Source organism: Catelliglobosispora koreensis DSM 44566 (genome assembly GCF_000379685.1).
Taxonomy (GTDB): Bacteria; Actinomycetota; Actinomycetes; order Mycobacteriales; family Micromonosporaceae; genus Catelliglobosispora; species Catelliglobosispora koreensis.
Window position 1 is genome coordinate 478951 of sequence record NZ_KB903272.1, and the last position, 17286, is coordinate 496236.

At 64.9% G+C, this 17286-nt stretch carries 16 protein-coding genes; 11 read left to right on the forward strand and 5 right to left on the reverse strand.

The features are described 5' to 3' along the window. Positions 1-77: 77 nt before the first annotated feature. From A3E1_RS0124970 to A3E1_RS41920, 4 genes are all read left to right on the forward strand, one after another. Positions 78-440, forward strand: a complete 363-nt coding sequence (locus tag A3E1_RS0124970; RefSeq protein ID WP_020523523.1) for a YciI family protein — start codon at positions 78-80, stop codon at positions 438-440. Beyond that, positions 437-1606, forward strand: coding sequence for an RNA polymerase sigma factor (locus A3E1_RS0124975; protein WP_020523524.1), 1170 nt, complete (start codon positions 437-439; stop codon positions 1604-1606). The genes A3E1_RS0124970 and A3E1_RS0124975 overlap by 4 nt, the downstream gene beginning before the upstream one ends. A gap of 105 nt (positions 1607-1711) precedes the next feature. Then, positions 1712-2458: a lytic polysaccharide monooxygenase gene (locus A3E1_RS0124980; protein ID WP_020523525.1), complete on the forward strand. Its 747-nt coding sequence runs from the start codon at positions 1712-1714 to the stop codon at positions 2456-2458. Positions 2459-2516: 58 nt separating this feature from the next. Further along, entirely contained in the window at positions 2517-3062 is a 546-nt protein-coding gene (locus tag A3E1_RS41920; protein WP_020523526.1) for a DUF305 domain-containing protein, read from the forward strand. Here the strand turns inward: A3E1_RS41920 and A3E1_RS0124990 are convergent. Continuing rightward, positions 3045-3998 carry a TolB-like translocation protein gene (locus tag A3E1_RS0124990; protein WP_020523527.1) on the reverse strand — a complete coding sequence of 318 codons (954 nt, stop codon included), beginning with the start codon at positions 3996-3998 and terminating at the stop codon, positions 3045-3047. The two genes, A3E1_RS41920 and A3E1_RS0124990, sit on opposite strands and share 18 nt — an antisense overlap. Positions 3999-4082: 84 nt before the next feature. Beyond that, on the reverse strand, positions 4083-5312 hold the full coding sequence (locus A3E1_RS0124995; protein ID WP_020523528.1) for an MFS transporter: 1230 nt from the start codon (positions 5310-5312) through the stop codon (positions 4083-4085). Between the two features lie 121 nt (positions 5313-5433). Here A3E1_RS0124995 and A3E1_RS0125000 point away from each other — a divergent pair, with 121 nt between their 5' ends. Continuing rightward, a complete protein-coding gene (locus tag A3E1_RS0125000; RefSeq protein ID WP_020523529.1) occupies positions 5434-6771 on the forward strand; it encodes a CBM96 family carbohydrate-binding protein in 1338 nt (445 codons plus the stop codon). 174 nt (positions 6772-6945) lie between these two features. Here the strand turns inward: A3E1_RS0125000 and A3E1_RS0125005 are convergent, their stop codons facing one another. Further along, positions 6946-7662 (reverse strand): CTP synthase C-terminal region-related (seleno)protein, encoded by a 717-nt coding sequence (locus tag A3E1_RS0125005; RefSeq protein ID WP_040391621.1) that lies wholly within the window; start codon positions 7660-7662, stop codon positions 6946-6948. 75 nt (positions 7663-7737) lie between these two features. On the opposite strand from A3E1_RS0125005, the gene A3E1_RS0125010 reads away from it, so the two are divergent. Together A3E1_RS0125010 and A3E1_RS45045 are read left to right on the forward strand one after the other, a co-directional pair. After that, positions 7738-8592 carry a LysR family transcriptional regulator gene (locus A3E1_RS0125010; RefSeq protein WP_020523531.1) on the forward strand — a complete coding sequence of 285 codons (855 nt, stop codon included), beginning with the start codon at positions 7738-7740 and terminating at the stop codon, positions 8590-8592. Positions 8593-8601: 9 nt separating this feature from the next. Further along, positions 8602-10455, forward strand: a complete 1854-nt coding sequence (locus tag A3E1_RS45045) for a hypothetical protein (protein ID WP_020523532.1) — start codon at positions 8602-8604, stop codon at positions 10453-10455. Positions 10456-10512: 57 nt separating this feature from the next. Here the strand turns inward: A3E1_RS45045 and A3E1_RS0125020 are convergent, their stop codons facing one another. Further along, positions 10513-11199 carry a metal-dependent transcriptional regulator gene (locus A3E1_RS0125020; protein WP_020523533.1) on the reverse strand — a complete coding sequence of 229 codons (687 nt, stop codon included), beginning with the start codon at positions 11197-11199 and terminating at the stop codon, positions 10513-10515. Between the two features lie 146 nt (positions 11200-11345). Between A3E1_RS0125020 and A3E1_RS0125025 the strand changes: the two genes are divergently transcribed. Further along, the gene (locus A3E1_RS0125025) at positions 11346-13154 is read left to right on the forward strand and encodes an alkyl/aryl-sulfatase (protein WP_020523534.1); all 1809 of its coding nucleotides are present in this window, start codon (positions 11346-11348) and stop codon (positions 13152-13154) included. A gap of 22 nt (positions 13155-13176) precedes the next feature. Next, positions 13177-14121, forward strand: a complete 945-nt coding sequence (locus A3E1_RS0125030; protein WP_020523535.1) for an FAD-dependent oxidoreductase — start codon at positions 13177-13179, stop codon at positions 14119-14121. Here the strand turns inward: A3E1_RS0125030 and A3E1_RS0125035 are convergent. Then, positions 14104-15270 carry an amidohydrolase family protein gene (locus A3E1_RS0125035; protein ID WP_020523536.1) on the reverse strand — a complete coding sequence of 389 codons (1167 nt, stop codon included), beginning with the start codon at positions 15268-15270 and terminating at the stop codon, positions 14104-14106. The two genes, A3E1_RS0125030 and A3E1_RS0125035, sit on opposite strands and share 18 nt — an antisense overlap. 23 nt (positions 15271-15293) lie before the next feature. Here A3E1_RS0125035 and A3E1_RS0125040 point away from each other — a divergent pair, with 23 nt between their 5' ends. Both A3E1_RS0125040 and A3E1_RS0125045 read left to right on the forward strand, forming a co-directional pair. Then, entirely contained in the window at positions 15294-16052 is a 759-nt protein-coding gene (locus tag A3E1_RS0125040; protein WP_040391623.1) for a sulfurtransferase, read from the forward strand. A gap of 58 nt (positions 16053-16110) precedes the next feature. Next, the gene (locus tag A3E1_RS0125045) at positions 16111-17286 is read left to right on the forward strand and encodes an acetoin utilization protein AcuC (RefSeq protein ID WP_020523538.1); all 1176 of its coding nucleotides are present in this window, start codon (positions 16111-16113) and stop codon (positions 17284-17286) included.

Consider the following 17286-nt stretch of genomic DNA (forward strand, 5'->3'; position numbering starts at 1 on the left):
GTAATCCACCGGACGGTTGTCGAGAACGGCGATCCGGCTCCGACCTATGGTTAACCGAGACCTAGAGGAGCAAAGAAATGAAATACCTGCTGATGATCTACGGCAACCAGGAGAAGTGGGATGCCATCAGCCCGCAGGACTGGCCGGCCGAGATCGCTAAACAGGACGCGTTCAACAAGAAATACAAGGCCACCGGCGAGCTGATCGGAGCGTTCGGCCTCGGTGACGCGGTGACGGCGAAGCTGGTCAAGCGCGCTGAGGGCAAGCCGGTCGTGACCGACGGTCCCTATCTGGAGACCAAGGAATATATGGCCAGCTTCTACCTGCTCGACTGCGAGAGCGAAGAACGTGCGCTGGAGATCGCGGCCGACATGCCCTGGGCTGAGATTGAGCCGGTGGAGTTCTGGCCGATCCTGCACGACGCCGAGAAAGATCTATGACAACAGCTATCGAGGGCCTGCTGCGCGATCTCGCGCCGCAGGTCCTTGGCGTGCTCACGAGGCGCTACGGCCAGTTTGACCTGTGCGAGGACGCGACACAGGAGGCTCTGCTGCAAGCCGCGCTGAAGTGGCCGGGCGAGGGGACGCCGGTCAACCCCAAGGGCTGGCTGGTGACCGTCGGCTCACGGCGCCTGATCGATCAGATGAGAAGCGAGCACTCCCGCCGCGAGCGCGAGGTCAGTGACTACCTAACGACGCCGCAGGCCGCCCTGGTGTCCGATGTGGACGATTCGCTGGCGCTGCTTTTCCTTTGCTGCCATCCCGATCTGTCCGTCCCGAGCCAGATCGCGCTGACGCTAAGAGCGGTCGGGGGATTGAGCACGGCTCAGATCGCGGCCGCGTTCCTGGTGCCGGAAACCACGATGGCGCAACGCATTAGCCGGGCCAAGGCGGCGATCAAGGACAGTGGCGCGAGCTTCAAGTCCCCGGGCGGTTCACCGCCCACCGTGATGCACGTGCTTTACCTGATCTTCAACGAGGGCTACACCGCCTCGTCGGGGGAGGAGCTGACCGCACCGCACCTCTCGCTTGAGGCGATCCGGTTAACCAGGATGCTGCACGCCAAGCTGCCCGCCGATAGCGAAGTCACCGGCCTGCTCGCGCTGATGCTGCTGACTGAGGCGCGCCGCAAGGCCCGCACCGCCGCCGACGGCAGCCTCATCCCGCTGTCTGAACAGGACAGAACCCTGTGGGACCAAGACCTGATCGCCGAAGGGACCGAGCTGGTCGGTGCCGCGCTGCCCAAAGGCAATCCCGGTGGGTACCAGGTGCAGGCGGCCATCGCCGCGATCCACTGTGAGCCCGGCGAGACGGACTGGCCCCAGATCCTCGCCCTCTACGGCATCCTCGAGCGGATGACCCCTGGGCCGATGGTCACCCTTAACAAATCCGTGGCGGTAGCTAAGGTTCACGGACCGCAAGCCGGACTTGATCTCCTGGGCACGATCGAGGGACTCGACAGGCACCACCGTCTCCTCTCGACCCGGGCTCACCTGCACGAACTCGCTGGCAACACGGCTGAGGCGGCCAGTGATTTCAAGGAAGCGGCCAGGCGAACGACCAGTTTGCCGGAACGTCGATACCTTTTGCGCAAGTTGCAGGCTTAAGGAGTACCCCAAAAATGGCATTTAATTTTTAGGTAAGTTTATTTATCAATGCCTTCTTCTCGTTTTAAGGTAAGCGCAACATCCGCACCGAAGCGAGGAGTGAGCATGCGGAAACGCATCATCATTTCCGCCCTGTCGGCCGCAGTTGTCACGGCGGCTCTACTGGTGGCGGTCGAAACACCGGCACAAGCGCACGGCTACATCTCATCGCCCGCCAGCCGTCAGGCGATGTGCGCGCAGCGGAAGACGTCTTTCGACTGTGGCGACATCGTCTGGGAACCACAGAGCGTGGAAGCTCCGAAGGGTTCCATGGCGTGCAACGGAAACGGCAGCCGGTTTGCCATCCTCAACGACGAAGGCCGACCTTGGCCAGCGACGTCGGTTGGCAACAATGTCACCTTCAACTGGGTGCTCACGGCACGCCACCGCACAAGTAACTGGGAATACTTCGTCGGCGGCACCCGCATCGCGAACTTCAACGATAACGGTGCTCAACCGCCGGCGAGCCTCTCGCACAGCGTCAACCTCGGTGGCCGCACAGGGCGCATCAAAGTGCTAGCGCGATGGAATGTCTATGACACCGCGATGGCTTTCTACGCCTGTGTGGACTTGCAGGTTGGTTCCGGCGGTCCGCAGCCGACCACCCCGCCACCCACCACAGCTTCACCGACCACGCAGCCCCCGACGTCCTCACCGCCACCTAACCCTGGCGGAACCTGGGCGCCGAACACGTACTACGCGGTCGGCGCCACCGTGACCTACGGCGGCTTGACCTATCGCTGCCGCCAGGCGCACACCTCCCTTCCGGGCTGGGAACCGCCAAACGTCGCAGCGCTCTGGGAACGCATCTGATGACCGGTGAGCCCGGGCAACCAAGGCGCGGGCTCACCACCGGTGAGGAAGGAAAGCAATGAGAGCCCTGCTGGCTGCTCTGACTTTGGTGCTGCTCGCGGGATGCGGAACGCTGCCACCGGATAAGCCCGCTCTTGGCGACGGGTTCAATGACACCGACGTGATGTTCGCGCAGATGATCGCGAGTCATCAGGCCATCGCCGCGAAATACCTTGAGGTCGTGGCGAAGCGATCGTCCAGTAACGAGGTCAAGACGCTGGCCGCGGCCATCCAGGTGACCGAGGCCGACGAGGCCAAGCAGGTCAAGGCGTGGCTGGACACGTGGCAAAAGCCGCTCGACGCCGACGTGCGCTCAGCTTTGCACGCGTCACACGGCGGTCTGCCGAGTTCGGGTGAAGCGGAGCTGAAGGCGATTCAAGACGCCTCGGATGCTGAATTTGAGAAGACATTCCTGAACATCTTCATTGGACACCAGCATCAAGCGGTCGAGTTCGCGCGGATGGAGATCGCCGCCGGGCAACACCGGGAATCCGTCTCGCTGGCCCACCGGGTCGACAAGTCCCGGCGAGCTCAGATCGAGATGATGCTAAAGATGGTTGCCTAGCGTCGCTGGGGATTCGGCACCGGGTGCCAACAGCTGGGGCTGCCCGGTGCCGTCAGCGCTGACCGTCCAAACGCTAGGGTCACCCGCACTGTCGCGCACCGTGTAGGCGATCGTGCCGGGCTTGAGCCACGCGGCCTGATCGTCGATGCTGCGAGTCTCAGCCGTGTGTGTGACAGCGAGGGTCTTAAGGTCCAGCACCGACAGGCGCCAACCCTGCTGGGGATCGGCGTTGACGGCCTGTTTGAAGGCCACCTTGGTCTCGTCTGGGGACAATGACGGGCACTCCACATTGGACACGATTGTCCTGACAGTGCGGCTTTTTACTGATCCCTCAACGAGATACCGCTTTCCGTCGGTGCCGAGCGTGGCATAGAAGCGGTCGTCATCCGCGGCGAACGTGACGCCCCAGAAGTTGACGTCGATGTTCTGATAAGCCTTGCCCTCCCGGGTGATCGCGAAGTCTTCCAGCGTCGAGATCACCGTGCCCTCCTTGGTGTCGATGATGCCGGTACGCGTAGAGAACCCACCGCTGGCATAGGAATCGCCGCCAACGAAGGTCGTCCACGCGACCATGCGGCCACTGGCCGACACCCTGGCCCGGTTGGGCAACCCCGGCAGGGGCAATGTTTTCGTCGTCGTGAGCGAGCTGTCCAGCACACTCAAGTGGTAGGCCCACGGCGATTCCGGTTGCAGGCAAACACCTGTGCCAGCGGCGGCATAGACCCGCACGCATTCCACAGCGGACACTCGCGCCGCGCCACTGCCGTCAATGACGGCTAAGCGGCGGTTGAGCACGACCAGCAGCCCACTTTCCAGCGTCACCGGGCTGACCGCCGCGGGAGCAGGCTGGGCTTGCCGCGCGAACCACACGTAGGTGACCGCGATCCCGGCCAGGAGAACGGCCGCGAGCGATAACGCTGCGATCCTGAACTTCACCGGTCCTCCTTCAGAACGTCGTGTCGGCTGGAAAGCGCGGGCGTGCTCCCTTATCGGTCCTCCGCAGTGACGGCCCGCGTGGCTTCATCGGTCCTCCGCAGCGACGGCAGGCGTGGTGGCAGCGAAGCGGCGCAGCACCAAAGCTGTTGCGGCGAGCGCGATGACGGCGGTGAGCGCGGCGGCGAAGATCGCTGGCGTCGAGCCAATGGTCTGCCACGCCAGTCCGAACAGGACAGACGAGCCTAGGTAGGCCACCGCCTGCCCGGTTTGAATGACGGCGATCCCGGTGGTGCGCAGGTGTTCGGGCAGCACCGGCCCGGCCAGAGCCATCAGAATGCCGTCGGTGCAGGCGTAGAAGAGGCCGTAGAGCACGAGGATCAGCCACGCGCTCGCCCCAGAAGCCAACAGTAGGTAGGTCACGGTCAGCACGGCGTATCCCGCCAGGAACACCGGCACCCGCCCGATGCGGTCCGCTAGGGCACCGATTGGTGTGGCGAGAACGAGGTAGGCCAGGCTCGTGCCGACGGCCAGCAACGGGAACCAGATCAGGCTCAGATCGTCGCGCTTTTGCAGGAGCAGGAAGAGAAAGCCGTCGCCGATGGTGGCCAGGCCCAGCAGGACAGCCACGAGCGCCAGCTTGCCCAGCCCGGGAATGCGAGCCGCGTCCTTGAGGCGAATCGGTTGCGCCGCAAGGGTTCCGCGCCGGTCATGCACGAAGAGCACGAGCACCACGACACCGAGCGCCGCGATGCAAAATGACGTGACGAAGACGGCGTCATAGGACTGCGCGGCGACGGTCAGCACGGCCATCGCGACCAAGGGGCCGAGGAACGCCCCGACGCTGTCCATCATCCGGTGCACGCCAAACGCCCGCCCCAGCGCGCCTTCCGGTGTGGACAGCGTGATCAGCGCGTCGCGGGGTGCCGTGCGCAGACCCTTGCCCATGCGATCGGTGGCGATGACGAACCCGAGCGCCCCCGTCGAACGGCCCGCTAACAGGAGACCGAGCTTCGCGAGCGCGGACAGTCCATAGCCGAGGCCCGCGACCAGCTTGCGATGGCGGAACTTGTCGGCGACGAATCCGCCCACGATCCTCAGGATCGCCGTCGCACCGGTATAGATCCCGTCCAGCAACCCGTAGCTCAAGGGACTTAACTGCAAGCTGAGTACCAGGTATAACGGAAGTACCGCACTGACCATTTCGGACGAAATATCGGTGATTAGGCTGACTGTGCCTAGCGCCACCACGTTGCCCGCCACGATCTTCGTGGCTGTCCCGGAAGCCGCGGGCCGGGTAACCGACGCTAAGTACACGGCCGACAGTCCACTGCATGAAGGAGAGCAGGAGGTAAACAACGGATGACCGATATGCTATCCACCGCCCGTTCACCTGCCGGTGTCCTAACGGACGATGTCGCGCCTTAATTTGCGGGCCATGAGATTCCGCCATGTCGCCATCGCGACCGTGATCGCTGTCAGCACAGTGATCCTGGCCGCGCCGGCGTCCGCCGCAACGCTCACCTTCACGCCGGTCGCGGACACCTATGTCCAAAGTGACGCGGCAACCACCAACTACGGCACGTCGAGCCAGCTCACGGTGGACAACTCCCCGGTGCGCCGCACCTTCCTGCGGTTCACCGTCAGTGGGGTTACCGAGCCGATCCTCAGCGCCAAGCTGCGGCTGCGCACGATCAGTGGCAACAGCGGCAGCAACAACGGGGGAACGTTCAAAGCGGTCAGCAACAACAGCTGGTCCGAGACAGGCACCACGTGGAACAACCAGCCCGCGATCGACGGCGCGACGCTGGGCAGCATCGGATCAGTCGCCGCCAGCACCTGGTACGAAGTCAATGTCACCGCCTTCGTGACCGGCAACGGGACGTTCAGTTTCGGCGCGACCTCCGCGAGCACCGACGGCGCCTACTACAGCGCTCGCGAGTCGGGCGCGAACGCGCCTCAGCTCGTGATCACAACGGGTGTCGTCAGTGGAGATCCCGTCCTCGTCGGCGCTGGAGACATCTCCAACTCCGGCTCGGGCGACAGCGCCACCGCGGCGTTGCTCGACAACATCGCGGGCACCGTCTTCACGACCGGTGACAACGTCTACAACAACGGCACCGCGTCGGAGTTCAACTCGTACTACGACCCGACCTGGGGCCGCCACAAGTCGCGCACCCGGCCTTCACCGGGCAACCACGACTACAACACGTCCGGGGCGACCGGGTATTACAACTACTTCGGCGCTCAGGCCGGTCCGTCGGGCCGGGGCTACTACTCCTTCGATCTGGGCAACTGGCACGTCGTCTCGCTGAACTCCAACATCAGCATGTCGGCCGGCTCCGCTCAGGAGCAGTGGCTGCGCGCCGATCTGGCCGCGAGCACCAAGCCGTGCACGATCGCCTACTGGCACCACCCGCTGTTCACCTCCGGTGCCAACCACTCCCCGTCCACGTCGACACGTCCGCTTTACCAAGCGCTGTATGACTACAACGCCGACGTCGCCGTGTTCGGGCACAACCACCAGTACGAGCGGTTCGCGCCGATGAACCCCAACGGTGCCCTCGACAACGCCCGCGGTCTGCGGCCGTTCGTCGCTGGCATGGGCGGGGCTAGCCACTACGGCTTCGGCACGATTCAGCCCAACAGCGTGGCGCGCAACAGCACGGCTTATGGCGTGCTGAAATTCACGCTGCACGCCAACAGCTACGACTGGCAGTTCGTCCCGGTCGCGGGACAGTCCTATAGCGACAGTGGCACGGGGACCTGCCACTAGCTCGATCCGCGGCCCAGGGCGACACTGTCGGCATGATCCTGCTGGCGATGGTGTTGTCCTGGGCCGGGCTCAACCTTGCGGGCGGGGGCGTCCTTAGCGTGCTGCCGCTATCGATCTGGCCGTTCGACCCGGCGCAGACCTGGTATCACTACGGCTTTCACGTCTTGTATGGGCTCAGCCAAGTACCGGCTGTGATTTTGTTGTGGCGTTATTTGCGGCAGCGGCGGCGAAGGCCCGAATGAACGGGTGAGCGCGCGGGCCGTCGGCCAGCTCCGGCTGGAACAGGGTCGCCAAGAAGAACGGGTGGCTGGGCAACTCGGCGATCCGGACGTCGCCTTCGCCATCATGCCCAGTAAAGATCAAACCCTTTGCCCTGAGGGTACTCAGGTAAGCGTTATTAAGTCCGTAGCCGCAGAAATAGCGCTCAAACGTCTGTGTGCCGCCGAGCAACTTCTCGGCTCGTGTGTTCGCTCCAATGTGGACAATGCCCTGGTGCCCCGCAAGCGAACAGGCGAGCGGAACGATCAGTAGCTCCTCGCCATCCGGAGACGACTCGCCATGGTGGGTCTGGCTCAGGCCGCAGACGTTGCGGGCGAATTCGAGCAGGGCGTGCTGGAAGCCACCGCACGTGCCCAGGAACGGGATGCCCGACTCGCGTGCCTGGGTGACCGCGTTGAGAGCGCCCACTTCACTGGCGTAGGGACTGCCGGGCAGCAGCCAGACGCCGTCGAAGCCGGTCAGGTCGCCCACTTCAGAGCTGTGGATCCAATAGGCGTCCACGAGCAGCTGGTCCTGCTCGGCCAAGGCTTCGAGCACGACGGGAAGCCGTTGATGCGATTGCACATTGGGGGACCTGTCGCCGACTAACGCGATCCGGGGTGTACGAGGCATGGGCTCATCATGGCCTGCCTGCGAACTTAAGCGCCAACGATGATTTGCGGTTGACTGATAAGCAACACTAATGCGGTGGACCCTCACCTCCTCAAGACCTTCGTTTGCGTGGCCGAGCACGGGTCATTTTCGGCCGCGGCGCTTCAGCTGGGGTACACGCAATCGGCCGTCTCCCAGCACATCGCGGCTCTCGAAGCGCAGCTGGGAACGGCGTTGCTGCACCGGCGCCCGGTCGGCCCGACCGATGCTGGCCTTCGCCTGCTGGAGCACGCCGGACCCATCTTGCTTCGCCTCGAAGCGGCCCGGGCCGACGTGGTCAAGACGGTCACGCGGTCCGTTCCCTTGCACCTCGGCGCCACTTCACTGGCCCTCCTGCCGGTGCTTGCGGCCTCGCTTCCAGGCGGCGTTTCGCTGACCGGCGGCACGCTCACAGAAGTCGCCTTAGGCGTCGCGAGCGGTCAGTTCGACGCCGGTTTCGTCGCTGGCATGGCCGCACCGAGCGACCCGCTGCGGCTGCCCGACACGGGACCGTTGCACCGGTCGCCGCTGTCCAAAGCAGAATCCCCGCTCGGCGTTGTGCTGCCTTCGGCTCACCCGCTGGCTGGCCGCTCTTCGTTGCGGCTCAGTGACCTGAACACAGCCGTCTGGCTCGACGCCCCGGACGCGGCCATTCCGCTGAGCGACATCCGTTCCGCGATGGGTGCCGCACACCCGTTGCGCACCTCGATTCGGTACACGGGACTTGATGTGCGCACTGTCCTATCCCTAGCGTCCGCCGGGCACGGGCTCGCCGTGCTGCCCCTAGCCCTAGCCGCCGGAGTCGCGGTTCCTTTGACGATGCCCCGTCTCGTGCACCGCGTTGAGCTGCTCTCACGTAACCCGGACAGCCGCGTTTTGCAAGCGTTGGTAGGTTTCGTCTCTGGGACCTGAGGAGGACAGATGGCACACCCTTCATACGAACCGCCTGGCGGCTATCCGGCATACCTGGATCCGGAGCTCGCGGCGCCACCGTCCGGCCCTGCCCAGCAGCAGCCTGGCTTCACGCCATACCAGCCGCCAGTGGCACCCACTTCCGCGGAGCAGTATTACGCCCCACCGGCCCAGCCGACTTCCCCCGCAGTGCCGTCCCAGCAGCACTACGCCCAACCGGCTGCTCAGCAATACGCCCAGCCGACAGGACAGCAATACTCTCAGCCCGCAGCGCAGCATTACGCGCAACCAGCCGTGCAGCAGGACTACTCCGCAACCGGCCAGCAATACCCGCAACAGCACGCCGCTCCCGCTCAGCAGCATTACGCGCAGCCAACATCCCCGGCGCAGCCCTACGCGCAACCGCAGCAATACGCCCAGCAGCAATACGCCCAGCCCGCAGCACAGCACTACGGGCAACCCGCCGCGCAGCAAGACCACACCGCGACCGGTCAGCAATACCCGCAGCAGCAGGCCGCTTCGGCACAGCAGCAGGCGCAGCGCTACGGGCAGCCCGCCGCGCAGCAAGACCACACCGCGACCGGTCAGCAATACCCGCAGCAGCAGGCCGCTTCGGCACAGCAGCAGGCGCAGCGCTACGGGCAGCCCGCCGCGCAGCAAGACCACACCGCGACCGGTCAGCAATACCCGCAGCAGCAGGCCGCTTCGGCACAGCAGCAGGCGCAGCGCTACGGGCAGCCCGCCGCGCAGCAGCTTTACGCGCAACCCGCCGCGCATCAGGCCGGCCAGCAATACCCGCAGCAGGCCGGCCAGCAATACCCGCAGCAGGCCGCTTCGGCGCAGCAACAGGCGCAGCAGCAGGCCGCTTCCGCGCAGCAGCACTACGGACAACCGGCAGCGCAGCAGGATCACACCGCGACCGGTCAGCAATACCCGCAGCAGCAATACGCGCAACCAACATCCGAGGCCGTGCCCTCGCAGCAATACACCGCGCAGCAACAGCAATACACCGCGCAGCAACAGCAGTATGCCGCGCAGCAGCAGGCGGCTCTACAGGCGCAATACGCTGCGGCGCAACAGGTTCCCGGACAGGGCCAGGCGCAGCAATACGACGCCTATGGTTTGCCGATCGCGCCTGGGCAACAGCATTTCCCGGCGGGGCAACCCCAGCAGCCCGTGCAGCAGCAATACGCACAGCCGCAGCAACAGCCGGCCGTGCCGCAACCACCGGCAGCGGCAGCGCAACCCCAGCTCCCGGTCCAGCCGCCGGTCAAGCGCAAGCTGGGCTTCCTCTGGGCATCGATGGTCATCGTGCTGGTGGTTTGCGTGGCGGCGAGTGTCGGCGGCTACCTGTTGTACGACAAGGCGGTCAAGCCGAGCACGAACGCGAACCCGGCAGCGGGCCAGATAGTCGTTTCCACCCCGGAAAGCATGGGAACCCGCAAGAAGTTCAGTGACGTCACGATCCAGAGCACGCTGGACGGTGTCCGGGTCCGAATGGACAAGGTTGTTCCGCAGAGCACCAACGTTGTTTCGTCGTCTTACGGCAACCTGAAGTCCGAAGATGTGTTGCTGGTGCTGGCCTATAGCGTTCCGGTGGCCGACCCGCAGGCCAAGCTAGACGAGGTGTTCAAGTCGATCTCAGCGAACCCCACCAACTTGAGCGAGCACGCGCCCATCGAGCCGGGTCCGCTGGGCGGCAAAGCCAAGTGCGCGAAACTGGCTGGCGATCCTCGCTCGACGGCGATCTGCGGCTGGGCTGACAGCGGCAGCATCGGGATCTTCGTGCTGTATTTCAAAGAGGTCAGCGTCCTGAAGGCCGACTTCGCGTCCTTGCGTGGGCAGATCGAACGCCGCTTGTAGCACGGCAAACAAAAGCCCGGGACGGATCATCCGCCCCGGGCTTTGGAATGCGTTGCGTTAGCGGGTCGTCACGAACACCCGGGAAGCCACCTCACGGGGGAGGCGGATCTGGTCCTGGCCGAGGTCGACCCGGACACCGTCGCGTTCCTGTGCCACGTTTACGGTGACGCCCGGGTCGATGCCCGCGGCGTGCAGCTGGCGCAGCACCTCGGAGTCGGTTTGGACACTCTCGCAAATGCGGCGCACGACGACTGATCCGGTGAGGCCGGGGAAAGCCAGGTTGCGCTCGGACGGCGACTCTTGTGCTTCCCGTGCACCCTTGTCGATGGCGTCGAGGCCGGGAATCGGGTTGCCATAAGGAGACCGGGTGGGACGGTTAAGCAGCTCATAAACCCGCTTTTCGACAGCGTCGCTCATGACGTGCTCCCAGCGGCAGGCCTCTTCATGGGCTTCCTCGTAGGGCATGCCAATGACGTTGACCAAAAGCAGCTCGGCGAGCCGGTGCTTGCGCATCACGGCGACCGCATGGGCGCGGCCGTCCTCGGTGAGTGCCAGATGGCGGTCTGTTTCGACAACCGTGACCAGGCCGTCACGCTCCATGCGGGCGACGGTCTGGCTGACCGTCGGGCCACTCTGGTGCAGCCGCTCGGCGATTCGGGCTCGCAGCGGTGGGACACCCTCCTCCTCGAGCTCAAGGATGGTGCGCAAATACATCTCGGTGGTATCGATGAGATCATGTGACATTGCGGCAGGTCCCTCTCACGCGGCTGGCTGCAATTCTATGGTGTCCATCCGACAAACGTTGTCGTGCCCATCTGGGCTGCCCTGCCATGTCCTCCGTGTGGCCAAAGACACCTCACGGACCAGCGGAGAAGCCTAGGGTGCGGGTTATGGGGGATCTTTCTTGGCACGACCGAACCGACTTTGACAACGCTGACCGTGGGTTCGTAGCCGCCCTTCCCGCGCAGGTCATCAAGACCGCGTCGGGCAAGCGCGTTTGGGACACCGGGGCCTATACCTTCCTCGAAGGCGAGTGCCCGGACACGGTGAATCCCAGCCTTTGGCGACAGGGCCAGCTCTGCGCGAAGCAGGGCCTCTTCGCCGTCACCGAGGGGATTTACCAGGTCCGCGGGCTCGACCTGTCGAACATGACGGTGGTCGAAGGCGACACGGGAGTGATTGTCATCGATCCATTGATCAGTGTCGAGACCGCGGCCGCCGCGCTGGGCCTCTACCGGGCGCATCGGGGTGAGCGGCCCGTAACGGCGGTCATCTATACCCATTCGCACGCGGATCACTTCGGCGGCGTCGCCGGGGTCACCGACGGGAGCGTGCCGATCATCGCCCCGGCCGGCTTCATGGAACACGCCGTATCCGAGAACGTCTACGCCGGAACCGCGATGACGCGGCGGGCCGTTTACATGTACGGCGCGAATCTCGACCCCGGCCCGGAGGGCAGAGTCGGGGCAGGACTCGGACTCGGGACTTCCGAGGGAACGATCTCGCTGTTCCCGCCCACTATCGACATCACGCACACCGGGCAGGAAGAGACGATCGATGGGGTCCGGATCGTTTTCCAGCTCACGCCAGGGACCGAAGCGCCGGCGGAGATGAACTTCCTATTTCCTGATCACCGTGCCCTGTGCCTAGCGGAGAACGCGACTCACAACCTCCACAATGTCCTGACGTTGCGTGGTGCTCTCGTGCGTGACGCGCGCATCTGGTCGCGTTACCTCAACGAGGCGATGATGTTGTTCAGCGATCAGGCCGAGGTCGCCTTCGCCTCGCACCACTGGCCGACGTGGGGTCGCGATGAGGTCGTGCGGTTCCTGACCGAACAACGCGATCTCTACGCCTATCTGCACGATCAGACGTTGCGGCTGCTGAACCAGGGCCACACCGGCCCCGAGATCGCGGAAATGATGGAGCTGCCACCCGGACTCGATGGCGCCTGGCACGCCCGTGGTTACTACGGCTCGGTGTCGCACAACGTCAAGGCCATCTATCAGCGTTACCTGGGCTGGTACGACGGCAACCCGAGCAGCCTGTGGCAGCACCCGCCGGTCGAATCGGCCAAGCGCTATGCCGAGTGTTTCGGAGGCGTCACCGGGCTCATGGAAAAGGCACGCGGCTATCTCGAGGCAGACGACCTGCGCTTCGCGGCGCAGTTGCTGCAGCATGCCGTGTTCGCCGAGCCGGAAAACCAAGAGGCTAAAGAGCTGCTGGCCCAGGCTTACGAGCGGCTCGGGATCGGTTCGGAGAACAGCACGTGGCGCAACTTCTATCTGACCGGTGCACAGGAACTGCGGCACGGGATCAAGAAGACCGCTCTGGACGCGGGGACGGGCATGGCCGCGGCACTGTCCGTGGAACAGCTCTTTGACACGATCGCGATCCGGGTCGACGGGCTGCGCGCGGGTGGCGAGCGGCTCACGATCGACTGGGATTTCACCGATCTCAAGGAACACCACCGCATGCAGCTGTCCAACGGTGCCTTGAGCCACTGGAAGGACGCGATTCCCGATCCCGGGTCCAACGGTGCCGATCTCACGCTGACGCTCACTAAGCCACAGCTGCTCGGTGTGATGGGCGGCAAAGGACTGGAGGGCATCGACGTCCATGGCGATTCGGGTGTGCTCAGTAAACTCATGTCATTCATGGACGATCCAGATCCAAACTTCGCCATCGTCACGCCATAGGTTCCGTGACTAGGGTGTAGTGATGCCAAGGGATCCCATTGTCGTCATCGGTGCGGGTGTCACGGGTCTAACGACGGCGATCTGCCTCGCCGAGGCGGGGCTGCCGGTGCGAGTGGTGTCAAAGGACGAGCCGCGGCACACCCTTTCGCGGGCCGCTGGCGCCGCCTGGAGCATCTACCTTGTGGACGAGCACGACGACCGTCCGCTGCGCTGGGGCGGGGAGACTTTCCGGGAACTGGAGCGGCTGTCTGGGTTAGAAGAATCGGGCATCCGCATGCGGAGCGGGCTGGAAGCGCACCGGGTCATGGTGCCCGAGCCGCGCTGGGCGGGCGTGGTGCGTGACTTCCGGGCCGACGAAACAGGACTGCCCGAGGGGTTCGCGGTGGGCTGGCGTTACACCATGCCGGTCACGCACATGCCGGCCTACCTTGGCTATCTCGCCTCTCGGCTCAGACAAGCGGGCGTTCACGTCGAGCTGTCCACCGTGGACAGTCTCGGCAGTGTCGCCGCTGAAACGATCGTCAACTGTTCTGGCGTGGGCGCGCGGTCCCTAGTACCAGATGAAGGGGTTGAAGGAATTCAAGGGCAGCTTGTGGTGGTGGAAAACCCGGGCATCGAGTCGTTCTTCCTCGAAGACGCGAGTGAGTGGAGCGAGCTGACCTATTTCATGCCGCATGGGGACACTGTCGCGCTCGGGGGCAGTGCCGTTGCGTACCAAGGGAATCTGTCGCCTGATCCGGAGATTACCGCGGGCATTCTGGCGCGGTGTGCGGCGATCGAGCCGAAGCTGGCCGGGGCACAGGTGGTCGAGCAGCGTGTGGGCGTGCGGCCGGTTCGCCCGAGCGTACGTGTGGAGAAGTCCACCGTGGACGGACGGACGATCATCCACAACTACGGGCACGGCGGCAGTGGAGTCACGCTTTCCTGGGGCTGTGCCAGGGAAGTGCTGTCACTGGTTGTGGACTAGCCGCCCGTCCTTGAACACGGCCACCACGTTGCGCAGCGCGGTGATGTCGACGAGCGGATCGCCTTGCACCGCAAGGATGTCAGCGTCGTAGCCGGGAGCGAGCCGGCCTTTGCGGTCGCCGACGCGGCACAGGTCTGCCGCGCCGGAGGTCACCCCGATCAGCGCTTCGAGGTTGGTGCGGCCCAACTCGGTGAAGTGCAGTGCGCTATATGCCAAGGCGTTGTGCGGTTTCACCGGAGCGATTCCCGCGTCGCTGCTGACGATCATCTTGACGCGAGCTTCAGCGGCAGCTTGGAAGATCTCGGTCAGTTTCGCCAGCAGCATCTTGATGCGTGGCGGTGGATCGAGGCCCGGCACCGGAATGTGCCCGAGAGTCGCCGAGACCACGGTCGGCGAGGCGGCCAGTTTGGCGAGCAGCACCGGATCGGCCTCGGCACTGTCCTCGGTCATGAACGAACAGTGCTCAATGGAGTCGAACCCGGCGTCAATCGCGTTCACGATGCCAGGAACGCCGTGCGCGTGTGCCGTGATCGGCAGCCCGAGCCGGTGTGCCTCGTCCGCGGCCGCCTTCAGCTCCTCCAGGGAGAACTGTGGCAAATGCGGGTAGGTGCCCTCGGTCAGTTCGCCGCCGGTCGCCATGACCTTGATGACATCGGCCCCGCGTGCCGCGCGCTCCTGAACAGCAGCCCGGATCCCTTGCACGCCTTCGGTTTCCCCGCCAAGAAACCAGCAGTGCCCCTTCGGGGAGGTGAGCGGCGGCCCAGCCGCGAGAATCGTCGGCAGGTCGTCGTGCTCGTCGCGAAGACGGATAGCCAGGTAATCGCGGTCGCCTAAGTCACGGACCGTCGTGATGCCAGCCAAGAGTGCGGACCGTGCCGCCTCCCGCATTTGCGCCAGCGCTTCATCGTCGGACCGGGCCGCGAGCGCGCCAACGGGATCGAAACTGGCGTCAAAACATAAATGCAGATGAGCATCGATCATTCCTGGTACTAGGTGAGCCTCACCCAGATCGATAACCTCAGCACCCTCTGGTGCCGGCCCGCTCGCCTGAATCGAAACGATCTTCCCAGAGTCGATCAGAACGACGGGCTGCTCAACAGGAGCAGCCGAGACGCCATCAAAAAGCCGAGCCGCACGGATAGCCAGCACGCGCTCATTCTATTGTTGGGGCTGTGCCCAAGTCGCTGATCTCGCCTGACGCCCTTCGGACAATGCTCGGCCGCGTGAGCGTGCTTGACGTGCGCTGGACCCTGCAACAGGGGTCTGGACGGCCAGATTACGAGCGTGGCCACGTCCCCGGAGCGGTCTTCGTCGACTTAGAAGCGGTGTTCTCCGGCCCGCCCGGCAAGGGTGGCCGCCACCCGATGCCCTCGGTGGAGGCGTTGCAAGACGGACTGCGCGAAGCAGGTGTCACCGGCACACAGCCGGTTGTTGTCTACGACCACGGCGACGGCATGGCCGCGGCTCGGGCGTGGTGGCTGTTGCGCTGGGCCGGGCATCCCACGGTTTACGTGCTCGACGGTGGCTTTCCAGCATGGACGTTCGATGTGGAGCAGTCCGCGCCTGTGATCAAGCCAGGTGACTTCATGGTCCGCCCGGGCAATATGCCGATGATCGACGCGGACGGCGCGCAGGAACTGGCCGCGACCGGGATTTTGCTCGACGTGAGGGCTCCTGAGCGATACCGCGGCGAGATGGAGCCGATCGATCCTGTCGCCGGGCACATCCCGGGCGCCATCAACTATCCCGACGGTGCGCAGATCGAGCTGCCCGATGGCGTCCCGCTCGGCGCTTACTGCGGTTCCGGCATCACGGCCGCCAGGACGGTCTTGCGGCTGCACGAGCAAGGCAAAGAAGCCGCCCTCTACGTCGGTTCGTGGAGTGACTGGATCACCGACCCGCAGCGTCCAATCGCGACGGACGCGCCATGAGTTCGCGCTCGGTGTGCTGGGCGCCTGGCACTCAAGCCGGCCAAAGGGAGGCTTAGGCGTGAACTCGCTTGTCGTTTGGAGTGACCGGCTCCTGAGCTATGACCTGGGCGACCATCCACTCAATCCGGTGCGGGTCGAGCTGGCGATGGCGCTGGCCCGTGACCTAGGCGTGCTCAGCCGGCCCGGCGTGACCGTGCAAGAGCCCGCGCTGGCAACCGATGCGGAGATCGGGCGGGTGCACCGAGCCGACTACATCGAGGCCGTCAAAGCCGCGCCCGACGATCCGTTCTTCCGGGGCTACGGCCTCAACACCGCTGACAATCCGGTTTTCGACGACATGCACGAGGCGTCAGCACTCGTGTCCGGGGCGACGCTGGCAGCCGCGCGCGCCGTGTGGTCGGGCTCGGTCAGGCGAGCCGTCAACATCTCCGGCGGCCTGCACCACGCGATGCCGGCCCGGGCGGCTGGCTTCTGCGTCTACAACGATCCGGCGATCGCCATCGCTGACCTGCTTTCCCAGGGCGCCAAGCGAATCGCGTACATCGACATTGACGTGCATCACGGCGACGGAGTGCAGGAGATCTTCGCCAACGACCCGCGCGTGCTCACCATCAGCCTGCACGAGAGCCCGATCTCGCTGTTCCCGGGCACGGGCTTTTCCACCGAGGTCGGTGGGCCTGACGCGCTCGGCAGCGCGGTCAACGTGCCCCTGCCCGCGGGCACCCGGGACTCGGGCTGGCTAAGGGCTTTCCACGCCGTGGTTCCCAGTGTGCTGCGCGCGTTCGGTCCCGAGCTGATCGTTTTGCAAGCCGGCGCCGATTCGCACGCGCGCGACCCGCTGGCCAATCTGCGCCTGAGCGTCGACGGCCAGCGCGCCGGAGCCCTCGCGGTGTCAGCACTTTCCGAGGAACTGTGTGGCGGGAAGCTGCTGGCGACCGGGGGCGGCGGCTACGCCCTGATGTATGTCGTGCCCAGAACCTGGACGCATCTGCTCGCCATGGTGACCGGCGATCCGATCGACCCGGCCACGCTAACGCCGCCATCGTGGCGGGCGCTGGCACAGAAGCGTTTCCCCGGCGAAGACTTTCCGCTGCGGATGACCGACGACGCCGACGTTTCCTTCCAGCCATGGCAGCCGGGCGTCACACAGGATCCGCTCGACCGGGCGATTCTCGCGACACGGCAAGCCGTCTTCCCTTACTACGGGCTCGATCCCATGGACGCACGGGACTGA